At 66.3% G+C, this 24608-nt stretch carries 22 protein-coding genes; 8 read left to right on the top strand and 14 right to left on the bottom strand.

Annotated elements, in window-relative coordinates; translation table 11 throughout:
* Positions 1–38 precede the first annotated feature (38 nt).
* Both dusB and MSB02_RS05975 read left to right on the top strand, forming a co-directional pair.
* Complete coding sequence (gene dusB / locus MSB02_RS05970) at positions 39–1076, top strand: tRNA dihydrouridine synthase DusB (RefSeq protein ID WP_267194321.1); 1038 nt, start codon at positions 39–41, stop codon at positions 1074–1076.
* Positions 1063–3696: a PEP/pyruvate-binding domain-containing protein gene (locus MSB02_RS05975; RefSeq protein ID WP_267194322.1), complete on the top strand. Its 2634-nt coding sequence runs from the start codon at positions 1063–1065 to the stop codon at positions 3694–3696. The genes dusB and MSB02_RS05975 overlap by 14 nt, the downstream gene beginning before the upstream one ends.
* A 3-nt stretch (positions 3697–3699) precedes the next feature.
* Here the strand turns inward: MSB02_RS05975 and MSB02_RS05980 are convergent, their stop codons facing one another.
* From MSB02_RS05980 to MSB02_RS06025, 10 genes are all read right to left on the bottom strand, one after another.
* A complete protein-coding gene (locus MSB02_RS05980; RefSeq protein WP_267194323.1) occupies positions 3700–4986 on the bottom strand; it encodes a B12-binding domain-containing radical SAM protein in 1287 nt (428 codons plus the stop codon).
* Positions 4987–5022: 36 nt separating this feature from the next.
* Entirely contained in the window at positions 5023–5448 is a 426-nt protein-coding gene (locus MSB02_RS05985) for a hypothetical protein (protein ID WP_267194324.1), read from the bottom strand.
* A gap of 14 nt (positions 5449–5462) precedes the next feature.
* Entirely contained in the window at positions 5463–7538 is a 2076-nt protein-coding gene (locus MSB02_RS05990; protein ID WP_267194325.1) for an aldehyde ferredoxin oxidoreductase N-terminal domain-containing protein, read from the bottom strand.
* A gap of 51 nt (positions 7539–7589) precedes the next feature.
* Entirely contained in the window at positions 7590–8351 is a 762-nt protein-coding gene (locus MSB02_RS05995; RefSeq protein ID WP_267194326.1) for a 4Fe-4S dicluster domain-containing protein, read from the bottom strand.
* A gap of 35 nt (positions 8352–8386) precedes the next feature.
* Entirely contained in the window at positions 8387–9235 is an 849-nt protein-coding gene (locus MSB02_RS06000; protein WP_267194327.1) for a cytochrome b/b6 domain-containing protein, read from the bottom strand.
* Between the two features lie 217 nt (positions 9236–9452).
* Positions 9453–10733: a B12-binding domain-containing radical SAM protein gene (locus MSB02_RS06005; RefSeq protein ID WP_267194328.1), complete on the bottom strand. Its 1281-nt coding sequence runs from the start codon at positions 10731–10733 to the stop codon at positions 9453–9455.
* 81 nt (positions 10734–10814) lie between these two features.
* Positions 10815–11270 carry a hypothetical protein gene (locus tag MSB02_RS06010; RefSeq protein WP_267194329.1) on the bottom strand — a complete coding sequence of 152 codons (456 nt, stop codon included), beginning with the start codon at positions 11268–11270 and terminating at the stop codon, positions 10815–10817.
* A 2-nt stretch (positions 11271–11272) separates the two neighbouring features.
* On the bottom strand, positions 11273–13339 hold the full coding sequence (locus MSB02_RS06015) for an aldehyde ferredoxin oxidoreductase N-terminal domain-containing protein (protein ID WP_267194330.1): 2067 nt from the start codon (positions 13337–13339) through the stop codon (positions 11273–11275).
* Between the two features lie 60 nt (positions 13340–13399).
* Complete coding sequence (locus MSB02_RS06020; protein WP_267194331.1) at positions 13400–14164, bottom strand: 4Fe-4S dicluster domain-containing protein; 765 nt, start codon at positions 14162–14164, stop codon at positions 13400–13402.
* 35 nt (positions 14165–14199) lie between these two features.
* On the bottom strand, positions 14200–15048 hold the full coding sequence (locus MSB02_RS06025; protein ID WP_267194327.1) for a cytochrome b/b6 domain-containing protein: 849 nt from the start codon (positions 15046–15048) through the stop codon (positions 14200–14202).
* Positions 15049–15240: 192 nt separating this feature from the next.
* On the opposite strand from MSB02_RS06025, the gene MSB02_RS06030 reads away from it, so the two are divergent.
* Positions 15241–16578 carry a Fic family protein gene (locus MSB02_RS06030; RefSeq protein WP_267194332.1) on the top strand — a complete coding sequence of 446 codons (1338 nt, stop codon included), beginning with the start codon at positions 15241–15243 and terminating at the stop codon, positions 16576–16578.
* Between the two features lie 220 nt (positions 16579–16798).
* Here the strand turns inward: MSB02_RS06030 and MSB02_RS06035 are convergent, their stop codons facing one another.
* Complete coding sequence (locus tag MSB02_RS06035) at positions 16799–17341, bottom strand: hypothetical protein (RefSeq protein WP_267194333.1); 543 nt, start codon at positions 17339–17341, stop codon at positions 16799–16801.
* A 282-nt stretch (positions 17342–17623) separates the two neighbouring features.
* Here MSB02_RS06035 and MSB02_RS06040 point away from each other — a divergent pair, with 282 nt between their 5' ends.
* The 4 genes from MSB02_RS06040 (at position 17624) to MSB02_RS06055 (ending at position 21335) form a co-directional block, all read left to right on the top strand.
* Positions 17624–19645, top strand: a complete 2022-nt coding sequence (locus MSB02_RS06040; protein ID WP_267194334.1) for a heavy metal translocating P-type ATPase — start codon at positions 17624–17626, stop codon at positions 19643–19645.
* A gap of 80 nt (positions 19646–19725) precedes the next feature.
* Positions 19726–20301, top strand: coding sequence for a helix-turn-helix domain-containing protein (locus MSB02_RS06045; protein ID WP_267194335.1), 576 nt, complete (start codon positions 19726–19728; stop codon positions 20299–20301).
* Positions 20302–20608: 307 nt separating this feature from the next.
* Positions 20609–20908, top strand: coding sequence for a type II toxin-antitoxin system HicB family antitoxin (locus MSB02_RS06050; RefSeq protein WP_267194336.1), 300 nt, complete (start codon positions 20609–20611; stop codon positions 20906–20908).
* Complete coding sequence (locus MSB02_RS06055) at positions 20901–21335, top strand: type II toxin-antitoxin system VapC family toxin (protein WP_267194337.1); 435 nt, start codon at positions 20901–20903, stop codon at positions 21333–21335. Before MSB02_RS06050 ends, MSB02_RS06055 begins: the two co-directional genes overlap by 8 nt.
* Before the next feature lie 5 nt (positions 21336–21340).
* Here MSB02_RS06055 and MSB02_RS06060 read toward each other — a convergent pair whose 3' ends face one another.
* Both MSB02_RS06060 and MSB02_RS06065 read right to left on the bottom strand, forming a co-directional pair.
* Positions 21341–21856 carry a GNAT family N-acetyltransferase gene (locus tag MSB02_RS06060; protein ID WP_267194338.1) on the bottom strand — a complete coding sequence of 172 codons (516 nt, stop codon included), beginning with the start codon at positions 21854–21856 and terminating at the stop codon, positions 21341–21343.
* On the bottom strand, positions 21846–22121 hold the full coding sequence (locus MSB02_RS06065; RefSeq protein ID WP_267194339.1) for a type II toxin-antitoxin system TacA family antitoxin: 276 nt from the start codon (positions 22119–22121) through the stop codon (positions 21846–21848). Before MSB02_RS06065 ends, MSB02_RS06060 begins: the two co-directional genes overlap by 11 nt.
* Before the next feature lie 138 nt (positions 22122–22259).
* On the opposite strand from MSB02_RS06065, the gene MSB02_RS06070 reads away from it, so the two are divergent.
* Complete coding sequence (locus tag MSB02_RS06070) at positions 22260–23228, top strand: NAD(P)-dependent oxidoreductase (RefSeq protein WP_267194340.1); 969 nt, start codon at positions 22260–22262, stop codon at positions 23226–23228.
* Here the strand turns inward: MSB02_RS06070 and purB are convergent.
* Complete coding sequence (purB, locus tag MSB02_RS06075) at positions 23225–24565, bottom strand: adenylosuccinate lyase (RefSeq protein ID WP_267194341.1); 1341 nt, start codon at positions 24563–24565, stop codon at positions 23225–23227. The two genes, MSB02_RS06070 and purB, sit on opposite strands and share 4 nt — an antisense overlap.
* Positions 24566–24608 lie beyond the last annotated feature (43 nt).

Raw genomic sequence — 24608 nt, forward strand, 5'->3', positions numbered from 1 at the left:
GGCTTCGCCACACGCCCCGCTCGTCGTACCATGGACGCATGCCAGCACCCGCGCCCGACATCCGCACACTCCTCCCGCCACGCTCGGTGGTGCTCGGCCCGATGGCCGGGGTGACCGAGGCGCCGTTCCGCGGCATCTGCAAGCGCATGGGCGCCACCCTCACTTACACCGAGATGATCAGCGCCAAGGGGCTGCACTACAACCCCGACTCCCGCGTCTCCCGTGAGCTGCTCACGTTCGATCCCGCCGAGGCGCCCTGCGGCGTGCAGCTCTTCGGCTCGGATCCCGCGATCATGGCCGACCGGGCCGCCTGGGTGTGCGCCGAGTACGGCGACGACGTGGCGCTCATCGACATCAACATGGGCTGTCCGGTCACCAAGGTGGTGAGCAACGGCGAGGGCAGCGCCCTGATGCGCACGCCGGAGCTGGCGGCCGAGATCGTGTCCCGCGTGGCTGCGGCTGTGCCGGTGCCGGTGACCGCCAAGTTCCGCGCCGGCTGGGATGCCGACGAGATCAACGCCGTGGAGTTCGCCAAGACGATGGAAGCCGCCGGCGCAGCGGCGCTGTGCGTGCACGGGCGCACACGCAAGCAGTTCTACCAGGGCGCTGCCGACTGGGACGTGATCGCGGCCGTGAAGACCGCTGTGGACGTTCCCGTGATCGGCAGCGGCGACGTGTTCTCCGCCACGGATGCGGCGGCGATGCTGGAGCGCACCGGGGTGGACGCCGTGATGGTGGCGCGCGGCGCGCAGGGCGACCCGTGGATCTTCCGCGAGGCCCGCGCGCTCCTGGACCGCGGCGAGACCCTCCCACCGCCCACGCCGCTGGAGCGCGTGGAAATGGCGCGAGAACACGCCCGGGCGCTCGTGGCGTTCGCCGGCGAGCATGCCGTGACACGCATGCGCAAGCACATCGGCTGGTACATCGTGGGCATGCCAGGCGCGCGCCACGTTCGCGAGCGTGTGAACCACGTGACCACCTCGGCAGAGCTGGATTCGCTCCTCGGGGAATATGAGGGGTATCTTCAGCACACCGGCAGCACTGACGATGCGGACACCTCACATGACGAAGCGTAAGGACCTCAGCAGCGGCATACCCGCACTCGACCGCGTCCTCGAAGGTGTGTGGGCGGGCGACAACATCGTGCTGCAGGTGGACGACATCGCCGATTTCCTGCCCTTCGCGCACCGTTACTGCGAGTACACGCGCAACGCTGGCCGCAAGCTCGTGTACTTCCGTTTCGCCGACCACGAGCCGCTCCTGCCGGAAGGCCTTCCGGCCGAGGTGCACGAGCTCGACCCCTCGGCAGGTTTCGAGCAGTTCATCTCCGAGATCCTCACCGTGATCGACCGCAACGGCCACGACGCCGTGTACTACCTCTTCGACTCGCTCTCGGGCCTGGCGGTGGACTGGTACTCCGATCGCATGCTCGGCAACTTCTTCCGGCTCACGTGCCCCTACCTCTTCGACTACGACACCGTGGCGCTCTTCATGCTGCTGCGGAACGTGCACACGCCGCTGGCGACGCGCGCGATACACACCACCGCGCAGATCGTGCTCGATATCTTCCGGCACAAGGACGAGCTCTACATCCTGCCGCTCAAGGTATGGGAGCGGCGCTCGCCCACGATGTACATGCTGCACTCGTGGATCGGCGATGAGGTCCGGCCTGTCACCCGGAGCGTGGAGCTGGCCGAGATACGCACGTCCATGCCGCAGCCGTGGATTGACCCCAGCGTGGAATGGCGCGATCCGTGGACGAGCGCGTTCGCCGAGGCGCGCGAGGTGCAGGAGCGGCTGCGGGCGGGAGAGGCGGCGCCGGGCGAAGAGAAGGCTCATGTTCAGCGGCTGGTGCGCATGCTGCTCAGCCGCGACGAGACCGACGACGTGTTCGGCCTGTGCCTGGAGCACTTCGGGCTCGACGACCTGCTCGCAATCGGCAAGCGCATGATCGGCACCGGCCAGATCGGCGGGAAGTCGGTGGGGATGCTGCTTGCGCGGAAGATCCTCGAGCGGACGAAGCCGGATCTCGCCGGGCGCCTGGAGGTGCACGACTCGTTCTACGTAGGCTCCGACGTCTTCTACAGCTACCTCGTCCTCAACGACTGCTGGTGGGACCGCTACCGCCTCAAGGGCGCCGAGGACCTCTTCGACCGCGCGCGCGACCTGGAATCGCGCCTGCGTACCGGCGCCTTGCCGCCGGTGGTGCTCGAACAGTTCCGCGAAGTGCTCGAGTACTTCGGCCAGTCGCCGGTCATCGTGCGCTCGTCGAGCCTGCTCGAAGACGCGTACGGCAACTCGTTCTCCGGCAAGTACGAGAGCGTTTTCTGCGGCAACCAGGGGAACCCCGAGGAGCGTCTTGCCGATTTCATCGAGGCCGTGCGCACCATCTATGCGAGCACCATGAGCGAGGAGGCGCTCTCCTACCGGCTCCACCGCGGTCTCATCCACCGCGACGAGCAGATGGCGCTTCTGGTTCAGCGCGTCTCAGGCGAGTTCCACGGCGACCTCTACTACCCCCACATCGGCGGCGTGGGTTACTCGTTCAACCCGTACGTGTGGCACAAGCGGATCGACCCCGCGCAGGGCATGCTGCGCCTCGTCTTCGGCCTGGGCACGCGCGCAGTGGACCGTCACGACGACGACTACACTCGGGTGGTGGCGCTGAACGCTCCCATGCTGCGGCCCGAGGGCTCCACCGACGAGATCCGCACGTACAGCCAGAAGGCCGTGAACGTCATCAGCCTCGCCGAGAACGCACACGCACCGCGGAGCTTCGAGGAGGTCCTCGCCGCATCGGGCGACCTGCCGCTTGAGATGCTCACCTCGCGCGACCTCGCGCTCGAGCAACGCGCCCGCGAAGCCGGCGTGCACAACGTCTTCTCGGAGGTCCTCACCTTCGAAGGGCTGCTGACTCGCACGGCGTTCCCCGCCGAGATGCACGCGATGATGAGCGCCATCGCCGAGGCATACCGCCATCCCGTGGATATCGAGTTCACGGTGAACTTCACCGACGACGGTGACTACCTGGTCAACCTGCTGCAGTGCCGGCCGTTCCACTTCGTGGGCGAGCTCACGCACCTGCCCGCGCCAGCGGACATCCCGCCCGCCACCGTGCTGCTCAAGACCGCGGGACCGGTGATCGGCCACAGCATGGCGATCGAGGTGGACCGGGTGGTGTACGTGGTGCCCGAGGAGTACAGCGCGCTCTCCACCAACGACCGGTTCGCAACAGCGAGTCTCGTGGGCCGCGTGATGAACCAGCCCGGCGAGAAGCGGTCGATCGTGCTCGCGGGACCGGGCCGATGGGGCACACGGATGCCGGAGCTGGGAGTGCCCGCCATGCTCTCGCAGATCAAGAACGCCACGGTGCTCTGCGAGGTGGCCGAGATGCACGCCGGCCTCAACCCCGACCTCTCGCTCGGCACGCACTTCTTCAACGATCTCGTCGACCTCGGCATCCTCTACATGGGCATCAAGCCGGGAAGCACCGGGTCGCTCCTCAACGCCGACCTCCTCCAGGGGCTCCCCAACGCCCTCGGCAGGATCATCCCCGAGGCGTCCGACAAGGGCGATCTCGTGCGCGTGATCGATGCCGAGGACCTCGACGGCCGCTCGATCTGGCTGTGGTCGGATGTGCTCGAGCAGCGCGCGATCGTCTTCGTGTCGGACCGCTGCGAGGTGCGCAGGCCGTAGCGCTCAGATGTCGCTCTTCTTCATGCCGAGGGCGGCCGCCATCGCCTCGGCAGTCGCCTCCACTTGCGGCGCCGTGAGGTGGCGCGTCTCGATCACCACGTGCTTGGCGTCGAAGTCGCCCCAGTCGTCCGTGAGGATCGTGAGGCCGAGTTCGGCGGCACGATCGTAGAAGTCGGTGCCGGGGAACGGGCACGTGTAGGAGAGGTAGATGCGCGCGCCGAGCTCGTGCACCTCGGCCATGAACTCCAGGCTCTCCCGGAGCGTCTCGGGCGTGTCGTCCGGGAACGGGATCATGAAGGAGCAGACGGCGTCGATGCCGCACGCCACCGCAGCGGCGACCGCATCACGCACCTGCTGCTTCTCGATGCCCTTCACCGAGTCGAGCACGGTCTGCGAACCCGACTCCACGCCGAACTGGATGCCGGTGCAGCCGGCCTCGGCCATCTGCCGGATGAGATCGGCGTCCACGAGGTCCACGCGTGTGGCGCAGCCCCACTCCACCGGGTGCTCGAGCGCGCCAAGCGCCTCCAGCAGCTCGCCGATCCAGCGGCGGTTGAGCGTGAAGATGTCGTCGGTGAAGAAGACCTCGTCCACCCCGTGCTCGCGCCACAGATCGGCGATCTCGGCGGCGATGCTCTCCGGCGAACGCATGCGGCGACGCCCCTGCCAGAGCGAGGAGGCCGAGCAGAACGGACAACGGTACGGGCAGCTCCCCGTAGCGGTGAGCACGTTCCACTTGTCGTGGTAGAAGTCCGTGGGGAACAGCCACCGCGCCGGGCGCGGCAGGTCATCGGGATGGCCGAGCTCGGCGCGCGGGTTCACGTGCGGCGCGTCGTCCTCGATGAAGCCGAGGCCCGGAACGTCGGCCAGGCTGCCCTCACCGCGGACCACGTTGCGCGCGAGCGCCACCATCGCGTCCTCGCCCGGGCCGGCCACGATGAAGTCCACCGCGTCCCGCTCGGCAAGGACCTCCTCGGGCAGGATGGTGGGATGCGCGCCGCCGATCACCACCACTGTCTCCGGCGAGCGCTCCTTGATGTGCCGCGCGATCTCGAGCGCCTGCGGGTATGTCTCGGTCATGGCCGAGATGCCCACGATGCGGGGACGATCGTTGGCCAGGATGCTGTTCACCCTCACCAGGTTCAGCCCGCTCACGTTGAAGTCGACCGCGCTCACGGAGAAGCCGTCCTCCATGAGCGCAGACGCGATGTAGGCGAGACCCAACGGAGGGCTCAGCCGTGCGTGCTCGTTCCTCTTGCGAACGGGCGCGTTGACCAGCGTCACGTCCATCAGGTCCCGCCTACATCCATGCGCCTTGTGAGCGCGTTACTCTTCGGTCTCGGATACGGCCTCTTCGGCCCCCGCGTCCGGGTCCTTGTACGGTGCCACCTGGATCGAACGGGTCATCAGTATCTCGCGTACCCTTGGGGCCACGATACCGAACGGTTCTCCCGCGCGCATCTCCTCGGCGATGGCGTCCGCCAACTCCTCGTCCTCCAGGACCTCCCGGACCCACGTCTGGAGCGCGCCCAGATCGATGTAGCCGATCGTCTCCTGGTTGTTGGGCCGGATCGCCTCCTCATACGTACCGATCTTGAGGAAGCTTGCCACCTGGGCCAGCGAGTAGAGCGCCACGGGGTTCGAACCGCCCATCACCGACATCTTGAGTCCGGTGATGCGCTCGTCCTGTCCGACCTCGCGGAGCAAGCGCTCCGCGAGCTCAGGCGACGGCTGTGTCAACTCACGTGCCACGGTGCGTTCCTCCATCACGAGCCGAGCTTGCCGGCGGCCTCGAGGTCATCGGCCACGTGCGAAAGACCGAGCTCCTCGAGCGTGGCGCGGGTCGGCCAACCGGTGGCCGGGTCCCAACCTTCGAGGGTGTAGAACTTGGTCTTCCACTCCTCGACCTTGTCGCGGTCGAGCATGCGGCCCACGGCGCTCTCGTACACCCACTGGCCGTCCTTGTACATCGGCACCACGTACGGGACCTCGTAGGTGGTGTAGCCGGGCACAGCGCCGACCTCGTAGTTGTAGTCGGTGAAGACCTCGAGCTCGCGATCGCGGCCCTGGAGGATCCAGATGGCCCGGTCGAGGTTCCAGATCTTGCGGCCGACCTCCATGCCCTCCTCGAACGACTGGTCGATGCCGGTGACGGCCTTGTAGAACTTGGGCTCGCCCTCGCCGGTCATGCCGCGGCCCTCGGGGCCGTACTCGTTGAAGAAGTCGCCCCACGCCCAGTCGCACAGTGCCAGTGACTGCTTGTAGTAGCGGGTGTAATGGCGGTGCCACGCCACCAGCTTGGCCATCGACTCCGAGTAGATGCCCTCGTCGCTGTAGTCCATCATCATCGGATCATTGTACGGGCTGAGCTTCTCGCCCATGATCTCCGCAAGCTGGTCTGCCGAGCAGGCCGGCTGTGCGCCGAACAGCGCCGAGATCGACGGCGCCCAGAACACGAGCGTGTTGAAGTCGTGCTCGTTGATATCACGGTCGCCCACGAGCGAGCCGTAGCCCCACTCCACCTCGGTACGGGCGTCGTAGTGCTGCACGTAGCCGTGGCACTGGAGCGGCAGGATGCCGCTCGCGGTATCCTGCTCGTAGCGTCCCCACTTCTCCGCGGCGTACGCGACGCCTTCGTGGAGCGCCTCGCCCACGTCGTAGCCGTTGGCCATCATGTCGAGGAACTGCTTGGCGAATTCGGCGGTGCCGAGCTGGTTGAAGTCGAGCGCGGTGTCGATCTCCAGACCCGGGCCGAGGATGCCCTCCTTGTGGAGGTTGTTCAGCCAGATGATCGCGCCCTCGGCCTGATAGGAGTTGATGCCGTAGCGCTGCAGCGCCTCGGTGGCGTCCAGGATGTGCTGGGTGTAGCTGCCGTGGGCCGCCTGGTCGTACACGTGGTAGAAGAAGTAGTCCACGCACGACGAGCCGTTGCTCGCGGCGCTTGCGAAGCGTGCGCGGCAGTTCTTGTGGCAGCCGAGACACCCGATCGGGGACTTCGGCTGGTCGGCAGGACCATAGCCCGCGGCGCCAGAGGCCGGGGCGCCACCGAACATCGACCCCATGCCCAGCGGCGTGTAGTCCTCGTCGAGGTGGCCCGCCACCGCATACTCCATCGACCACAGACGTGCATCCATGAGCGCCTTGGGGTCGGCGATCTCAACGGAACCGGTGCCGAGCACGCTGATGGCCTTCAGGTTCTTGGCGCCGAACACGCCACCGAAGCCACCCTGGCCCGCGCCGTTGCCCGCGTCGTGGATGAGCGCCGCGGTCCGGCTGAGGGTCTCGCCCGCCTTGCCGATAGTGAGAACGGCCGGCCGCTGCGTGGTGCGCTCCTTGCCCAGCTCGCGCCACTCCTTTTCTTCACCGTTCTGCACGATGCGCCAGATCTCTTCCTGCGCCTCCACCGCGTCGAGGCCCCAGAGGCCCTCAGCGCTCTTGAACTCCACCTCGCCGTTGCGGATGTCGATCCACACCGGCTCGTCCGCTGCGCCTTCCACGGTGAAGCCGTCCCAGCCCGCCCACTTCATGTGACCGCAGAACCGGCCGCCGAAGTTCGAGCGGGTGAAGTACTCGATCGGGTAGCCCTGCACGCCGATTCCCTGGACCTCGGTACGCCCCGAAGCCGCCGGGACCAGAGTGCCGGAGAACGGCGACGCCATGATCGTCACGACGTTCTTGGGATCGAAGCCGGAGACGGTCTTGTCTTCGCACAGGTCCCAGAAGACCGCTGAACCCATGCCGTGCCCGCCGCCGTACTCCTGGTACTTCTCGCTATCGAGGGTCGAGACCGACTTGTTCGTCAGGTCGATCCTCAGGATCTTCCCGGTATATCCACCAGCCATGTGGCATTCCTCCTGGTCTGTTGGTCGTCAGGTGACTCGTACGTGGTCCTGCTAGTGGCCGGTCGGTGCCGGGGCCGCCGTCGCCACGGGCGCGTATGACCCGTCGTCTTCGGTCGGCAGGCCGAGAAGGGCCCATGCCACGTTGTCGTCGCGCAGGTTCACCTGGTAACCCGTATCGGTCTGCGCGGGGATGTCGCTCACAAAGCTGATCGCGCGGGTGGGGCACACGGCCACGCACGCCTGCTGGCCGCCGACGCCGCCCTCTTCGGTCATGTACGGGGTGTCCTTGCACAGGTCGCACTTCTGCGCCTTGCGCTTCTTGGGATCCCACTGGACGCGCGACGGAGTGAACGGGCACGCCTCGATGCAGCGCTCGCAGCCGATGCACTTGGCCTGATCCACCGTGCGCACGTTGCCGTTGTCGGGATCTGCGTGCATCGCGCCCGTGGGGCACGCCTCGGCGCAGTACGGGTGCGGGCACTGCCTGCACTGCTCCTGGACGACGCTGTCCTCTTCACCATACGCAGCGAAGACGTTGTTGATGACCTGGATGCGCGAGAGCGAGAGGCTCGTCTCACCGGAGTGCACGAGCGAGCAGGCGAGCATGCAGCTCGCGCAGCCGGCGCACTTGTGGGTGTCGACGACGAGGTAGCCCTCGGAAGCCGGGACCGCGAACACGCTGTCCGGCAGGAAGAAGCTCTTGACCATGAAGCCGCCCGCGAGAGCCCCGATACCTACACCGCCTGCTCCTATGAGGAACTGCCGGCGTGAGTAGCCCTGGCCCTCGGTCGTCTTGATATCGTTGTCCGCCATGTGGAGATGTCCTTTCAGATATCGTCCGCGCACCCTTACTCGGGCGCGTCTCCGGTCTTCGTGAGGCGCTTGTACCAGCCGGCGTGCTCCTTCTTGGCCTGCTCCACCGACACGTAGCCGGTGAACATGCTCTTGAGCACCGGCCAGCTCATCGGCAGGATCGCCGCGAAGAAGACGTGGGCGAGGAAGAAGGCGAGCATCGCGATGGTGGAGACGTCATGCACCAGCGTCGTGGCGCCCATGAGGCCCGCCGGCATGTCGACCACGTGCGCGAGGGCCTTCAGAAGCCCGGTCACGATGATCAGCACCGTGGAGGCCAGGGCGAGGATGTAGGCCATCTTCTCGCTCTCGAAGTACTTGTCCTCGGGCGGCATGGTGCAGCTCTTCACGCCCAGGAGGTGTCCGTAGTGGTTCTTCGTGTACTCCCAGAAGTCCTTGGTCGGCAGGTGCTCCTTGAAACGGTGCGCTGAAAGAAGTGTGTTCGCGCCGTAGTAGAAGGTGCCGAACAGGAACATCACCACGAAGACGAAGTGCAGGTTCATCATCGCCCAGGTCCACGTGCCGCTTGACACCAGACGCGGGACGAACAGGAACCCGAGCGCGATGCCGGTGACGAGCAGCATCATGGTGCCGATGCCGTGCGTCCAGTGCTCGAGGATCGCCGCGCCGTCGTGGCGCAGCACCTTGTCCCCTTCGATTCGCGGGTCCTCCCGACGGGTGAGCCCCGCCGCGAAGATGCCCACCAGCGGTGCTGCGAAGACCAGCCACCAGCCGGAGTCGAAGAGAAGCTCGGAGCCGTCGGTTGCCGCCACCTGCCAGGCGTAGACCGCTCCGACCGCGAACACCAGCGCCAGAATGACGCTTGTGAGCGCGCGTTTACTCATGCGCACACCCCTTCCCCTGATCTCGATTGCAGGCATAGATGTATCTGCCGGGCCTGCTGCTCCTTACATTGACCGTCTGGCGACAGTTAGTGTCAATCTCTCAATAGTTGATAGTTGGAGGCGCTACCACCTCTGAGCAGGGAATGTCGCCTTCGGTGGCGCGGTCACCGTGGGTCCCGGTGTCATCCCTGCGGCTGTACGGCGTCTCTCAGGCCGGCTACGCCAGTTTCACGAGGCCGAGCCGCGCCGCCTCCTCGCTGACGATCGCGTCGACCCGGGCGGCGCTCAGATGCCGTGTCTCCATCACGAGATGCTTGGCGTCGTACTCACCCCAGTCGTGAGTGAGGATCGTGATGCCGAGTTCGTCCGCCTGTTCGTAGAAGGCCGTCCCCGGATAGGGCGTGGTGTACGACATGAGGATCTCAGCGCCCTCGTCGCGCAGCTGTCCGATGAACGCGAATGTCTCGCGCAGCGTCTCTTCGGTATCATCCGGGAACGGCACCATGAACGAGGCCGTGGTCTTGAGCCCCGCCGCCACCGACCACCGCACCGCGTCGAGCGCGACCTGCTTATCGATGCCCTTGACCGAGTCGAGGATGGTCTGCGACCCCGACTCCACGCCGTACTGGATGCCGGTGCAGCCATGGACGGCCATGAGGCCGATCAGCTCCTCATCGACCTTGTCGACCCGCGTGCCGCACCCCCACTCCACGGCCCCGCCGAGCCGCTCCATCTCGCGCATCAACTCCACGACCCAATCGCGCCGGAGCGTGAAGATGTCGTCCACGAAGAAGACGAAGCTCGCGCCATAGTCGCGCACCAGCAGTCCGATCTCATCCACAACGGACTTGGGTGAGCGGGGGCGGTGACGCCCGCTCCAGATGTGCGACGCCGAGCAGAACGGACACCGGTACGGGCATCCGCCTCGGGCGGTGAGAACGTTGAACGCATCGGCATAGAACTCAAGCGGCAGCAGGTCACGCGCGGGCAGGCTGAGGGTGTCCGGGTCGAGCAAAGCCCGTCTGGCGTTCTCGACGATCTCGCCCGTTGGCGTCTTCCACACCAGCCCGGCCACTTCTGCGGGGACACGAAGCCCCGCTACCACGTCCATGAGCTGCCCCAGCGTCTCCTCGCCTTCGCTCACTACCACGTAGTCCACGTCCGGCTCGCTCGCTACCTCGGCAGGAAGGATGCTCGGGTGCGACCCGCCCATCACGACCGTGATGCCGGCGTCGTGCTCCTTAACCTGCGCGGCGATCGCGCGGGCGTTGGGGTAGGTCTCGGTGAACGTGGAGATCCCCACGACCTGGGGCGAGAACCGGTTCAGCACGAGAGCGACCCGGCGCGGGTTGTAACCGCTGATGTTGAGGTCGAGGACCTCCACCTCGTGTCCCGCGTCCCGCACGTGTGCGGCGAGATATGCGATACCAAGCGGCGGCGCCACCCGCGCATGCGGGCTCAGCCGGGACACCGGTGCGTTGATAAGCAGAATCCGCATCACGGCTCCATCATACGCCGGGGGTGCCGCCCGCACCGGACGGCACCCCCGTGGTCGTTCATCGTCCAACTACCGGTGGCCCTACTCCACCGCCGCGTCCGCGGCTTCGTGGTCGGCGTCCTCGGCTGCGTTAGCAGCGCGATACACCTCGTCGTACTGGACCATCCGCTGCCGTACCAGCGAGGCGATAGCCAGGTTCTGGTCGCGATACACGTCCAGACCCTCCAAGTCCCGCTCGACGGCTTCCGCCAGCTCCACGTCACGCACCACATCACGCAGCCAGATGACGAGCTTACCCACGTCCATCCAGTTGAGCGCGCCCTTGAAGCCGTCAGACAGCATCGGCGCATCCCAGCGCGTGCCCAGGACGAATATGGCCATGTCGCGCATGCTGTACATGTCCTTCGCCGAGTTGCCCGCGCTCGGGGTCATCGAGTGACCCACGAACCGCTGATCGTAGTCCAGCTCCCTGAGCCAGTGCGTCACCTGATCGAGCGTCGGTTCAGTGAAGATGGTCTGGCCTGTATCGTCGGACATCATCACGCTCCCAGCTTGCCGTTCTTCTCGAGCTCATCGGCCACATGGTCGAGGCCCAGTTCGCCCAGCCCGGCGCGGGTCGGCCAACCGCTGTCGGTTGCCCATCCCTCAAGCGCGTAGAAGCGCGTCTTGGTGTCCTCGAACTTCTCGCGGTCGAGCGTGCGATCGAGACAGATGCCGTACTTCCACTCGCCGTTCTCCTTCACAGGAAGGAAGTATGGGGCCGTCGTGGGCACGTCGTAGACGTAACCGGAGAAGACCTCCATGTCGCGGTGGCGTCCCTGCAGCGTCCAGATCGCGCGGCCGAGGTTCCAGATCCTGCGGCCCATCTCAAGGCTCTCTTCGTACGTGATGTCCTTGCCGGTCACGGCCTTGTACATGCGAATCTCGTACTCGGGTGTCGCTCCCTTGTTATCCTCCGTGTTCACGCTCGCGAGCTGCGGCCACGCCCAGTCGCAGAGCAGCATCGACTGGAGCCAGAATCTCCCGTAGTGACGATGCCATGCGACCGCCTTGAGTTTCGGATCGGCATAGATCCCCTCTTCGCTATAGTCCCAGCCGTCGGGGTCGCCCACGCCGGTGGCCTCGGCAAGCAATTCGACCATACGCTCGGCCGAGAAGTGTGCAGGCACGCCCAATGCGGCGGTCACGAGCGGCATCCAGTGGACCCACCAGTTCACGCCGTGCTCGTTGATGTCGCGGTCGCCGAAGAGCGAGCCGTAGCTCCACTCCACCTCAAGACGCGGATCGTAGTGCTCCTGGAAGCCCCATTGCGGACGGTTGAGCAGACCGCTGGCGATGTCTTCCTCGTAGCGGCCCCACTTGACCGCTGCGCGGGTCACGCCGTCCTGCAGGTCGGCGCCGATGTCGGTGCCGTCGGCGATAGCGTGAAGCAGCTTCTCGATGAAGCCGTAGGTGGCGTACTCCTCCCACGGCAGCTCCGAATGGATCTCCTTGCCGGGGCCGAGGATCCCCATCTTGTAGAGCGAGTGCAGGTAGCTGTGGCCGTTGATGAGGTCGTAGGCGTTGATGCCAAGCCGGTCGAGAAGCGTGATGGCCGCCATCTGCTCGTTCAGATCGCCGCTGGCCGCCCAGAAGAGGCCCTCAACGCAGATGTCGCCGTTGGCGAGGCCGCTGGCGAAGTTCATGCGACAGTTCTTGAAGCAGCCCATGCACCCCTGGGGGCGTGCAGGCTGGTTCGCGGTCCAGAGCAGGTGAGCGTACCCCGGCTGGTTGGTGTTGATGCCGAACAGAGAGGTGCCCTGGCCTGTGAGCGGCTGCTCAACCTTGGGATCATCGACGTTGTATCCGTGGACCTCTTTGAGCTCAAGACGGATATCCATCAGCGCGGCCGGATCGGCCACCGGCACGCTGCCGGTGCCGATGCAGCTGATCGCCTTCAGGTTCTTCGCGCCAAGGATCCCGCCGAAGCCGCCCTGGCCGCCGCCGTTGCCGGAGTCGTGAAGCAGACACGCGTTGCGCGTCTGCGCCTCGCCCGCAGGGCCGATACACACCACGGCCGGCTTTGCCGTGGTACGACCGGAGTCGCGGGTAGAATCCGCGTCCCACCAGTCACGGAAGTCGACGTTGCCTGTGACGATCTTCCATATCTCCTCCTGGGTCTCGTGTGTATCGAGACCCCAGAGACCGGTGGCGTCTTCGAACGTCACCTTGCCGTTGACGATGTTGATCCATACGGGGGTGTCCGAAGCACCTTGAACAGCCACGCCGTCATAGCCCGCATACTTGAGCATCGCAGACCAGCGGCCGCCGAAGTTGGAGCGAGTGAACCACCCGATCGGGTACTGCTGGATGCCGATGCCGGTGACCTCGGTGCGGCCCGTCGCCGAAGGCGCGCCCGTCCCGCACATCGGTGACGTCATGAAGCTCACCATGTTGGCCGGGTCGAAGCCGTCGATGGTCTTGTCGGGCACGCGATCCCAGAAGAGCGCCTGTCCGATACCGTAGCCGCCTCCCCACTCCTCGTACTGGGAGGTGGGGATCTCCTCAGTGGTCTTGTCGGTAAGATTCACATACAGGATCTTGCCGACGTATCCGCCTGTTGCCATGTGCCGTGCCTCCTTGTTGAACGCCGTCAGAGACGTTGGGTGGACTGGGAACGATCCGTCTTACTCGGCTGGTGCTGCCGCCGGGGGAACGGGGTTGGTCGGCAGCTCGAAGTCGGCTTCCTTGCCGAAGTCCGTGGTATCGAGTGACAGCCAGCCCCAGTGGTGGTTGCGGAGATTGGCCATGTAGCCCCACTCCTGCTGCACCGGAACGTCGGTCGTGTACGAGATCGCGCGCATCGGGCAGCTCTCGATACACGCCTGCTTTCCGCCGGGTCCACCCTCTTCGTTCCAGTAGGGCGTGTTGGCGCACAGGTCGCACTTCTGCGCGTGCTTGTCTTCGTGGTTCCATTGCATGCGCGACGGGGTGAACGGGCATGCGTACACGCAGCGCTCGCAACCCACGCACTTGCTCTCGTCCACCATGCGCACGTTGCCGTTCTCTTCGCTCACATGGTTGGCGCCGGTGGGGCAGGCCTCGACACACGCGGGTGCGGGACACTGACGGCACTGCACCTGCTCCATGTCGTACGGGAACTTGCCGAACGGGTTCTTGGTGACCTGGATACGGGAGAGCGCGGGGTTCACGCGTCCGTGGTGCACCATCGAGCACGTGAGCATGCAGGTATCACAGCCCGCGCACTTCTTGGTGTCCACCAGGAGATAGCCCTCCGAGGCCGGCAGCGCCATGACCTGCTCGGGCACGATGAAGCCCTTGACGACGAAGCCGCCGAGCAGCGCGCCGACGCCCACGCCACCCAGACCGGCGAAGAACTGCCGGCGTGAGTAGCCCTGGCCCTCGGTCGTCTTGATATCGTTGTCCGCCATGTGGAGATGTCCTTTCAGATATCGTCCGCGCACCCTTACTCGGGCGCGTCTCCGGTCTTCGTGAGGCGCTTGTACCAGCCGGCGTGCTCCTTCTTGGCCTGCTCCACCGACACGTAGCCGGTGAACATGCTCTTGAGCACCGGCCAGCTCATCGGCAGGATCGCCGCGAAGAAGACGTGGGCGAGGAAGAAGGCGAGCATCGCGATGGTGGAGACGTCATGCACCAGCGTGGTGGCGCCCATGAGGCCCGCCGGCATGTCGACCACGTGCGCGAGGGCCTTCAGAAGCCCGGTCACGATGATCAGCACCGTGGAGGCCAGGGCGAGGATGTAGGCCATCTTCTCGCTCTCGAAGTACTTGTCCTCGGGCGGCATGGTGCAGCTCTTCACGCCCAGGAGGTGTCCGTAGTGGTTCTTCGTGTACTCCCAGAAGTCCTTGGTCGGCAGGTGCTCCTTGAAACGGTGCGCTGAAAGAAGTGTGTTCGCGCCGTAGTAGAAGGTGCCGAACAGGAACATCACCACGAAGACGAAGTGCAGGTTCATCATCGCCCAGGTCCACGTGCCGCTTGACACCAGACGCGGGACGAACAGGAACCCGAGCGCGATGCCGGTGACGAGCAGCATCATGGTGCCGATGCCGTGCGTCCAGTGCTCGAGGATCGCCGCGCCGTCGTGGCGCAGCACCTTGTCCCCTTCGATTCGCGGGTCCTCTCGACGGGTGAGCCCCGCCGCGAAGATGCCCACCAGCGGTGCTGCGAAGACCAGCCACCAGCCGGAGTCGAAGAGAAGCTCGGAGCCGTCGGTTGCCGCCACCTGCCAGGCGTAGACCGCTCCGACCGCGAACACCAGCGCCAGAATGACGCTTGTGAGCGCGCGTTTACTCATGCGCACACCCCTTCCCCTGATCTCGATTGCAGGCATAGATGTATCTGCCGGGCCTGCTGCTCCTTACATTGACCGTCTGGCGACAGTTAGTGTCAATCTCTCAATAGTTGATAGTTGGGGGGTTCAACGCGCCTGAGCTGCGCTATAGTCGGGCTCACAGGGCGTATTCGTGAGGATCGATTGGACCGGCACATGACCGACACTCCGCTCTACGCGCAACTCAGGCACGCACTCACAGAGGATCCGGATATGGCCCGGCTGCTGAAGCGAGTGACCGCCGCCCATCTCAGCTGGGATGAGTTCCAGGCCATGCCGCTGTCTGGTGAGTTGGGCCGTGAAGCCGTCTGGGACCTGATGCGGCTGCTCAACCGTGCGATGGGTATCGAGATCCCGGTCCCGGACCTCGACGGCAACGACTACTGGTATCACCGCACGCACGAGATCGCGGACTCGATCGCGCAGATCCAGTGCCTGTGCAGGGCCGACTCCAGCCTGTACCGGAGGCTCACCGCCACGCGCAACACGGCGGTGCTCGTACGCTCCAGGATCGACGAGACGATCGCGGCCGCCCGGCTCGACGGCCTCGCGATCTCGGCGGAAGACTACGAGGAGATGCTTCGCACCGAACGCGCGCCACACACCGACAATGAGCTTTTGGTCTACAACACCCTGCGCGCCCTCGACCGGCTCGAGCAGTTGCGCAACGAGCCGTTCTCTCTCGAACTGCTCGTGCATCTCAGGAGTCTGGTGATCGAGGGTGTGGACATAGATGGCCTCGTGCATACCGAGCAGCGGCTCGGGACCGTCTCGTTCGACTACGCGTCGGGCCGGACCGCCGAGCACGCCAGCCGGCAGACCAAGTACATCTGCGACTACGCCAACCACCTCAGCGGCGACATGCACGACCACGCCGTCTTCAGGGCTCTGCTGCTGCCCGACCTGTTCCGCTTCTACCAGCCCCTGCCCAACGTGAACAGCCAGGTAGGCCGTCTCGCGTTCCGCCTGTACACGATCAAGACGGGTCTGCCGGTCCTGGGCCTGCTGCCCCTTTCGCAGACCAGGCTCGACTGGGAGGATGGCAAGCTGGGGTCGACACTGATATCGCACGGACCTGTCGAGCATGCGGAGGGGCGCAAGCGCAACGGCGTGGACCTCACGGATTACGCGACCCTCTCCGTTCAGTTGGCGCTCGTGGCGCTGCTTGACCTCAACTGGAAACTCCACGAGCTCGAGCGCGAGGACGCGGAGCTGCGCGATCTTCTGCAGCGGGATCCCGAGATCAACCACCGGCAGCGCTCCATCCTCGGCAGAGCGCTCAAGAACCCCCAGGCCGAGTTCCGCATCGCGTACCACAAGACCACGCATAACGTGGTCTACGCCACAGCGCGGGCCGACCTCCTGGAACTCGCGGAGAAGGGCTATCTCGTGGCCGGAAAGAAGGGCCGGGCGATGATCTTCACGCCACGGGAGGGCCTGCGCGAGTTCATCGAGAGCGGCTACCGGGGAGACGAACCCGCCGGTCGCCCCTGAGCCCACATGAGGATGAGGCCTTCCCCGATCGCTCGGGGAAGGCCTCACCAGACGTGAAGTTGGGAGGTCGCGCTACTCGACCATTCGCAGCGGGTGAGGTAAGGGGGTGTGCACCCGCACGGTCATGCTGCTTGGCAGGCAGTGCGCTATGGCGCGGACCGCGGTATCCATATCGCGACTCCCAAATCGTCAACCATGTGCGTGCAGCGAGTGTGCTGCCCTACTGCCCGTGGCTCTCAAGATAGTCGAGCACTGCCGCCTGCTCGGCCTCGGTGAGCTCGGCGCCATGCACCGTCATCATCGTCTCAAGGACGTTCTCCCAGTCGGTGCCCGCGGGCTGCGAGTAGATGTTGGTCATGTCGTGGCACGTGGTGCACTTGCCCTGGATGACCGTCTCGCCCTCGCTCGGGTTGCGCGACTCGAGGAACTCGGTGATCGCGGCCTTCTCCTCATCGGTGAGAACGGCGCCGTGAGCGGTCTCCATCGTGGCGATGACGTTGTTCCAGTCGGTCATCTCGGTCTGGAGGTAGATGCGCGTGACATCGTGGCAGGAGGTGCAGGCGCCTTCGAGGGCGGCCTCGCCGTCAGGAACCTCGGTGGCCGGCCCTTCGGCTTCAGGATCCTCGGCGTCCTCCACGGGCTCTTCGGCCGCGGGCTCTTCGCTCGGCTCCTCTTCTGCGGAACAGCCGGTGACGAACACCATGCTCACGGAGAGCATCGCAACGAGCATCATCATGAGCGACACGCGAAGCAGTTTGTTCATGTTGGATCGGACCCCTTCCCAGGCGGCTCAACGGCCACCTACCCCTACGTTCCCGCCCGTCCGGTCTTGGACGGCTGCAGCGCCGGTGCTGCAGAAAGCGTGGCCTCATGCCTCGCTTTGCGTGGTGTCTTCATAGTCGCGGCGGTCCTCGTTGTTTGTCAATCTGTGAAGAATTGATACTTCCGCACGGATATGCTCTGGGTGGGCACTGAGCGTGTACCGCCAGGGCTCCTCGGGGACGATACGCACTAGGACCCAACGGGCCACTCGGAGGATGCGCCGATGACGACACACGAACACCACACCGGGAGCGGCTCCCCTTCCGCCCATGATCGCCATGAGGGGCACAGCGCCGCCATGTTCCGCGACAAGTTCTGGCTGTCGTTCGTGCTTTCGGTGCCAGCGATCGTCTGGTCGGAGATGGTGCAGGACCTCCTCGGCTATACGGCGCCGGAGTTCCCCGGCTCAGCGTATATCCCCGCGGTCTTTGGCACGATCGTGTTCGTCTACGGCGGCCTCCCCTTCCTGAAGGGCGCGCGGAACGAGCTCGCCGACCGGCTGCCCGGGATGATGACCCTCATCTCCCTCGCCATCACCGTGGCCTTCGGCTACAGCCTCGCGGTCACGCTCGGCGCGCCGGGGATGGACCTGTGGTGGGAGCTCGCCACGCTCGTGACGATCATGCTGCTCGGCCACTGGATCGAGATGCGGTCGATCTCGCAGGCCAGCGGCGCGCTCGCCGAACTGGCAAGCCTGCTGCCGGATGAGGCCGAGAGGATCGGGGCCGACGGGTCCGCCGAGCACGTGGTGGTCTCGGCGCTTGCCACCGGAGACCTCGTGCTCGTGCGGCCCGGGGCACGCATACCGGCCGACGGCGAGGTGGCCGAGGGCGAGAGCTCCGTGGACGAATCGATGATCACGGGCGAGTCGCGTCACGTGGACAAGGCGCCGGGTGACGCGGTGATCGCGGGAACGGTGAACGGCGCCGGGTCGCTCCGGGTGCGCGTGACGCATACGGGCGAGGAGACGGCGCTCGCGGGCATCATGCGGCTCGTGGCCGGCGCACAGGCGTCGCGCTCACGGGTGCAGGATCTCGCCGACCGTGCGGCGCGTCTGCTCACGTTCGTGGCGATCGGCTCGGCCACGCTCACGGCGATCGGCTGGTGGATCGCCGGCGCCGAGTGGTCGTACATCGTGGAGCGCGTGGTGACGGTGCTCGTGATCGCGTGTCCGCACGCGCTGGGGCTGGCGATCCCGCTCGTGGTGGCGATCTCCACCACGCTCGGCGCGCGTAACGGGCTCCTGGTGCGCGAACGCCGTGGGCTGGAGACGGCACGGCTGCTCGACCTCGTGGTCTTCGACAAGACCGGCACGCTCACGCTGGCCGAGCACCGCGTGGTGCGCTCCGCGGCGCTGTCGGGCTTCGATGCGGATGAGGCGACCGCCCTTGCTGGCTCTGCCGAGTCCGACTCGGAGCACCCGATCGCCCGGGCGCTTGCGGCGGCCGCGGAAGAGGCAGGGCAGGCGGTTCCCGCGGCGAGCGGCTTCGAGTCGCTGCCGGGCCAGGGCGTTCGGGCTCACGTGGACGGGCGCGACGTGGCCGTGGGCGGACCGGCGCTGCTCGAAGCGCTCGGGCTCGCGGTGCCTGCAGGGCTCGAGGGCGCCGCAGGCGAAGCGCGCGATGCGGGCCTCACAGCGACCTACCTCGTGGTCGACGGCACAGTGACCGCGGTCTTCGCCGTCGGCGACGCGGTGCGGCCAGAGTCTGCCGAAGCGGTGAAGCGCTTACACGCCATGGGCATCGAGAGCGCCGTCCTCACGGGTGATGCGCAACAGGTGGCCAATGCGGTGGCCGCCGAACTCGGCATCGAGCGCGTGCTTGCCGAGGTGCTGCCGGCCGACAAGGCCCGAACGATCGAGGATCTGCAAGCCGAGGGCAGGCGCGTGGCGATGGTCGGGGACGGCGTGAACGACGCCGCCGCCCTCGCGACCGCGGATGTGGGCATCGCGATCGGCGCGGGTACCGAGGTGGCGATCGAGGCGGGCGACATCGTGCTCGTGCGGTCCGATCCCCGGGACGTGGCCTCGATCGTGTCGCTCTCGCGCGCAACGTACCGGAAGATGGTGCAGAACCTCTGGTGGGCGGCCGGCTACAACATCATCGCGATCCCCCTGGCCGCGGGTGTGCTCGCCTGGGCCGGCATCACGCTCTCGCCGGCGGTGGGCGCAGTGCTGATGAGCGCGAGCACGGTGATCGTGGCCGCCAATGCGCAGTTGTTGAGGCGGTGGCGGCCGGAGGCGTGAGAGGGCGGTGAGGTTGTCGGACATCAATATCACCTCTGTGATATCTATAACGCTTTCGTTATAATCGCAGCATGACAAGCTTGTCTGACATCGGCCCACTACTGGTAGAGACGCGGAGAGCCCTCGGCATCACGCAAGCCGAACTCGGCCAGCGCCTTGGTGTGTCGCAGCCTCAGGTGACCCGCTGGGAGACTGCCAAGTACCGTAACGTCTCGCTCGAACGCGTGAGCGCGGTCGCGCAGGTACTCGGTGTGGGGTCGCCGACACCGTTGCCACTCGCAGCCGAGGCGCCCGCCACCTACGAAACCACGCTCCCCGGAGCCGATGCTGACGCGCTCCGCGCACTTGCGCGAACCCGCGCCCCGGCTGATGCTGTCGCGGCATTCGCCCGGTCGCACGGTATCGAGCGTCTCGAGTTGTTCGGGTCGGTGCTCACGTCTGCGTTCGGGCCTGAGAGTGACGTGGACGTGCTCGCGACCTACGCCTCCGACCGAGTACCTTCGCTCCTCGAGCTCGCCGACCATGAGACGGAGCTCGCCGCAATCCTCAGGCGTCCGGTCGACCTGATCACACGCCCGGGCATCGAGCGCAGCGAGAACCCCCGCCGGCGCTCCCGGATACTGAACAGCGTACGGACGCTCTATGCGCGACCCTGAGGCATCGTTGATGGATGTCGTGACGTACTCGCGTCGCGCTGTCGACTACCTCGATGGCGTCAGCGCGCAGGGGTTCGCCCTCGACACCGGCGTTCAGGACCAGGTCATCCGGTGCCTCACGGTGATCGGCGAGGCAGCACGATGCCGGAGCGTTCAGCCCGAACGTGCTCAACATCCCGATGTAGGGCGCGCGGCAAACGGCCACCTCGTGGCGCGCCCTTCTCGGTGCGCTCTTTCGGCCGCCTTGCCCATGTCAGACCGGCGGTGTAGGGTAGTGCTACCGTCAGTGCTACTGTAAGGACTACCGATGGGCAAAGCGAACATCTCGTTTCCCGAGGGCATGCTGGAGGAGATCGACCGGCGCGCGGCCGAGGCCGGCACGACCCGCAGCGGCTTCATCCAGGAGGCCACCTCCGCCTACATCGCCCGGATCGATGAGGATGCTGAGCGCGAAGAGCGCCGAAAGCGCATCGAGCGGGCGCAGGAGCATATGGCCGAGATCGGCAAGCGCATGCAGCCGGGACCGGATGGTGTGACCATAATCCGGCAGTTCCGTGATGCCCTCCCGGAGTGGCTTACGGATCGCGAGCGTACCGACGATGAGTAGCCCGCTGCGCATCTCCACCGGTCGGCCGGTCGTGATCGACACCTCCGTGGCGTTCAAGTGGTTCGACACCACAGAGCCCGGTGCCGACATCGCTGCACAGCTGCTCGATGCGCACGGCCGGGATGAGGTAGCGCTCATCGCGCCTGCGCATCTGCCGATGGAGATCCTGAACATCCCCACGAGCAGACGCGAGCCAGTCTCACGGATCGAGGAGATCATCGATAGCCTCGCCGACGCCGACCTGCTGATTGCCCCGGTCGACGATGCGCTCCTGATCAGCGCCATCCGCATAGCAGAGGCGGAGCGTCTCGCGCTCTACGATGCCGTCTTCATCGCGCTCGCGGCGGCACTCGACGCAGAACTGGTGACCGCCGACCGAAAGCAGGCCGCCACCGCCTCATGCCGGGTGCGGCTGATCGGCCAGTAAGGACCTCATCCAATCGCCCGGCGCACGGTGCCGATCCCAAGCCACATGAGCGTCGGCCGCGGACGTCTGGCGCCGGTGCCCGCAACCACACCGATCGGACTGAACCCGAAGCGCTCGTAGAAACATACAGCTTCGGGCAGTGCATCCACGATCACGCCCGCACATCCCACGCGCTCCGACTCGGCGAGCGCGATCGCAAGAGCCGCGTGTACAAGCTCGCTGCCAAGACCCATCCCCTGCACGCGCTGGTCGACCGCCAGGCGTGCTATGCGGATGCAGGGAACCTCGGCATAGCCGCCCGGCGGGCGAACCGGCGGCTCGCCACAGGCGATCGACGCGGCCGCCAGCGTGAAGTAGCCGCTCACACGACGCGTGGCGTCGTCCACCGCTACGTACGTCACGCCGAGGCGATAGCGCGCCTGGTTCTGCCAGGCGTAGCGCCCCAGGAACAGATCGAGTGAGGGCTCGCCAGAACTGAAGCCTTCCCGGACGTCGGAACGCTCGAGCGACCTAATCGGCATCGGACCGCATGAGCCTGCGGAGAGCGGGCGTCGGCTCGACCGGACGGTCCATCTCGGCCACGATCCGCTCCCACGATTCCGTATCCACCACTACGCGGTGCGGGATGAGGTACTCGGCCGGCACCTCGTCGAGCGCGTCGAGGTGCGCCTGGATCGCGTCCTCGATCAGGCGCCCTTTCTTGAGGCCGGTCTCGCGCGCGTACTGGTCAAGCCGCGAACGTGTCGCCTCGCTGATCTGTGCGGAGATCTGTACGTAGTCGGCCATGTCATACCTCCATAGGACAATCTACAAAAATGTAGGAGCGGCGGCAACAGGCGGTCACCACATGGCGTCCCGGCTACCGAGTCCCTAGACTGAGGTGCAGCGCCACGCCGCCTAGACGAACCTGCGGGGGAGATGTTCATGAACCAGGACTCAAGTGCAGCGACTCACCCCGGAGACATCCATCGTCTGCTTCTGTCCGGACCGCTTGCGGAACAGGTCGCCGAGCGGCTTGGCACCGCGTATCCCGGCCTTGAGACGCGCGTCGTCTCCCAGGGGCCGCCTTCCAGCGACGACCTCGCATGGGCCGACGCATACACCGGCTTCCGCCTGCCTGAAGGCTTCGAGCGGTCGGCGATCGTGTGGGTGCACGCGATGATGGCGGGCGTTGATGCGTTGGCGCCGGCTCTGCGCGATCTCCCCCGCCCCGTGCTCCTCACGCGCACCGTGGGCGACATGCCGCGGAAGATGGGGCTCTACGTCCTCGCGTACGCGCTCGCCGATGCGCATCACCTGGCCGAGTACCGCGAGCAGCAGGCCGACCGGGTGTGGCGGCCCCTCGACGCACCGCGGACCGGCGGTGCGCTCGCGACGATCCTCGGCACCGGTGAGATCGGAGCGGGCGTGGCCGAGGCGCTCCAGGGGGCCGGCTTCGACACGTGCGGCGTGAACCGCACCGGCCACGAGCACCCGGCCTTCTCGCGCGTCGCAGCCGCCACCGACCCGAACGCCGTCCCCCGCGAGACGAACGTGCTCGTGAACACGCTGCCGCTGACGCTCGAGACCACCGGAAGCATCGGTATGTCCATCTTCGGCAGAGTCGAGGGAGCGCTCTTCATCAATGTGGGACGCGGAGCTTCCGTGGCCATGGACGACCTGCGGCGAGCGCTCGAGCTCGGCCACCTCCGGCACGCGGTGCTCGACGTGCTGCCTACCGAGCCGCCTCCCGCCGACGCCTGGTACTGGGACCACCCGCAGGTGACGCTCACGCCGCACATCGCGGCCGTGACCGACGCCGGCGATGTGGCCCGGAGCCTGTCAGCCGCCCTCGACGACCTGCGATCAGGACGCACGCCCGAAAGCTCCGTCGACCTTGCGCGCGGGTACTAGAACTCCAGTCCGCGCACGCGCTCCAGCACCACGTCGGCCCGCGCAAGGAACGCATGCGGGTCGAAGATCGCGTCGAGTCGCTCGGCCGTGAGCACGCACTCGGAGTCGGCCTCAAGGCGCTCGCGATAGGTGGCGCCCTCGCGCGCGTGCTGGATGTCGTCCCACACGGCCATCGCGTTCCGCTGCACCACGAGGTACGCGTCCTCGCGCTTCATGCCGGTGTCCACGAGTTCAAGCAGCACGCGGCTTGAGTAGATGAGCCCGCGCGTCTTCTCGAGGTTCGCGCGCATGACCTCGGGGTAGACCACGAGGCCGTCGAGGATCCACTCGAGCTTGCCGAGGAGGTAGTCGGTGGCGATGAAGCTGTCGGCGAGCACCACGCGCTCGGCCGAGCTGTGCGAGATGTCGCGCTCGTGCCAGAGCGCCACGTTGTCGAAGCCCACCTGCGCGTTGGCCTTCACCACGCGCGCAAGCCCGCACACGCGTTCGGCTGTGATCGGGTTGCGCTTGTGCGGCATCGCGCTGGAGCCCTTCTGGCCCTTGGCGAACGGCTCCTCGGCCTCGATGGTGTCGCTCTTCTGCAGCGCGCGCACCTCGGTGGCGATCCACTCGGCCGTGGCTGCCACCGTGGCCAGCACGGCGAGCACATGCGCGTGACGGTCGCGCGCGATCACCTGCGTGGAGGTGGGATCCGGAACGAGGCCGAGCTTCTCGCACACGTACGCCTCCACGTGAGGGTCGATGTTGGAGTAGCTGCCCACCGCTCCGGAGATCGCGCCCCACGCGCACGAGTACTCGCGCGCCGCGATCAGGCGCTGCTCCGCACGCTTGAGCGCCTGCGCCCAGGCGGCCCACTTCATGCCGAAGTACATCGGCTCGGCATGGATGCCGTGCGTGCGGCCCACGCACAGCGTGTCCGCGAACTCCTGCGCCCGTCGCACGCAGATACGGCCGAGGCGGCGGACGTCCTCGATCACGAGATCCTGCGCCTGCGTCATCTGGTAGCAGAGCGCGGTGTCGCCGAGGTCGCTCGACGTCATGCCGTAGTGCACCCACCGGCTGGGCTTGGGCTCATCGACGCCAAATCCGGCGTCGATGTGCTCGGCCATGTTGGTGAGGAACGCGATCACGTCGTGATTGAGCGTGGCCTCGAGCTCGTTGATGCGCTCCACCTCGAAGGCCGCCCGCTGGCGGATCACCGCCACGTCTTCGGCGGGCATCACGCCCAGCTCCACCTGCGCCTCGCAGGCGAGGACCTCGATCTCCTTCCAGATCTCGAACTTGTTCTCCAGGTCCCAGATCCGGCCCATCTCGGGACGGGTGTAACGCTCGATCATCCTCGACTCCTCACGCGCGTCGGCGGCCAGTCCAGGCAACATG

Origin of the sequence: Anaerosoma tenue (assembly GCF_023161965.1) — a bacterium.
Taxonomy (GTDB): domain Bacteria; phylum Actinomycetota; class Coriobacteriia; order Anaerosomatales; family Anaerosomataceae; genus Anaerosoma; species Anaerosoma tenue.

Bases quoted from the DNA above. Each gene is read 5' to 3' on its own strand.
- MSB02_RS05995 (WP_267194326.1), bottom strand. From the start codon at position 8,351: ATGGCGGACAACGATATCAAGACGACCGAGGGCCAGGGCTACTCACGC.
- MSB02_RS05990 (WP_267194325.1), bottom strand. From the start codon at position 7,538: ATGGCTGGTGGATATACCGGGAAGATCCTGAGGATCGACCTGACGAAC.
- purB (WP_267194341.1), bottom strand. From the start codon at position 24,565: ATGATCGAGCGTTACACCCGTCCCGAGATGGGCCGGATCTGGGACCTG.
- MSB02_RS06055 (WP_267194337.1), top strand. From the start codon at position 20,901: ATGAGTAGCCCGCTGCGCATCTCCACCGGTCGGCCGGTCGTGATCGAC.
- MSB02_RS05980 (WP_267194323.1), bottom strand. From the start codon at position 4,986: ATGGACGTGACGCTGGTCAACGCGCCCGTTCGCAAGAGGAACGAGCAC.
- MSB02_RS05975 (WP_267194322.1), top strand. From the start codon at position 1,063: ATGACGAAGCGTAAGGACCTCAGCAGCGGCATACCCGCACTCGACCGC.
- dusB (WP_267194321.1), top strand. From the start codon at position 39: ATGCCAGCACCCGCGCCCGACATCCGCACACTCCTCCCGCCACGCTCG.
- MSB02_RS06015 (WP_267194330.1), bottom strand. From the start codon at position 13,339: ATGGCAACAGGCGGATACGTCGGCAAGATCCTGTATGTGAATCTTACC.
- MSB02_RS06040 (WP_267194334.1), top strand. From the start codon at position 17,624: ATGACGACACACGAACACCACACCGGGAGCGGCTCCCCTTCCGCCCAT.
- MSB02_RS06070 (WP_267194340.1), top strand. From the start codon at position 22,260: ATGAACCAGGACTCAAGTGCAGCGACTCACCCCGGAGACATCCATCGT.
- MSB02_RS06010 (WP_267194329.1), bottom strand. From the start codon at position 11,270: ATGTCCGACGATACAGGCCAGACCATCTTCACTGAACCGACGCTCGAT.
- MSB02_RS06060 (WP_267194338.1), bottom strand. From the start codon at position 21,856: ATGCCGATTAGGTCGCTCGAGCGTTCCGACGTCCGGGAAGGCTTCAGT.
- MSB02_RS06050 (WP_267194336.1), top strand. From the start codon at position 20,609: ATGGGCAAAGCGAACATCTCGTTTCCCGAGGGCATGCTGGAGGAGATC.
- MSB02_RS06000 (WP_267194327.1), bottom strand. From the start codon at position 9,235: ATGAGTAAACGCGCGCTCACAAGCGTCATTCTGGCGCTGGTGTTCGCG.
- MSB02_RS06065 (WP_267194339.1), bottom strand. From the start codon at position 22,121: ATGGCCGACTACGTACAGATCTCCGCACAGATCAGCGAGGCGACACGT.
- MSB02_RS06005 (WP_267194328.1), bottom strand. From the start codon at position 10,733: ATGCGGATTCTGCTTATCAACGCACCGGTGTCCCGGCTGAGCCCGCAT.
- MSB02_RS06035 (WP_267194333.1), bottom strand. From the start codon at position 17,341: ATGAACAAACTGCTTCGCGTGTCGCTCATGATGATGCTCGTTGCGATG.
- MSB02_RS06030 (WP_267194332.1), top strand. From the start codon at position 15,241: ATGACCGACACTCCGCTCTACGCGCAACTCAGGCACGCACTCACAGAG.
- MSB02_RS06025 (WP_267194327.1), bottom strand. From the start codon at position 15,048: ATGAGTAAACGCGCGCTCACAAGCGTCATTCTGGCGCTGGTGTTCGCG.
- MSB02_RS06020 (WP_267194331.1), bottom strand. From the start codon at position 14,164: ATGGCGGACAACGATATCAAGACGACCGAGGGCCAGGGCTACTCACGC.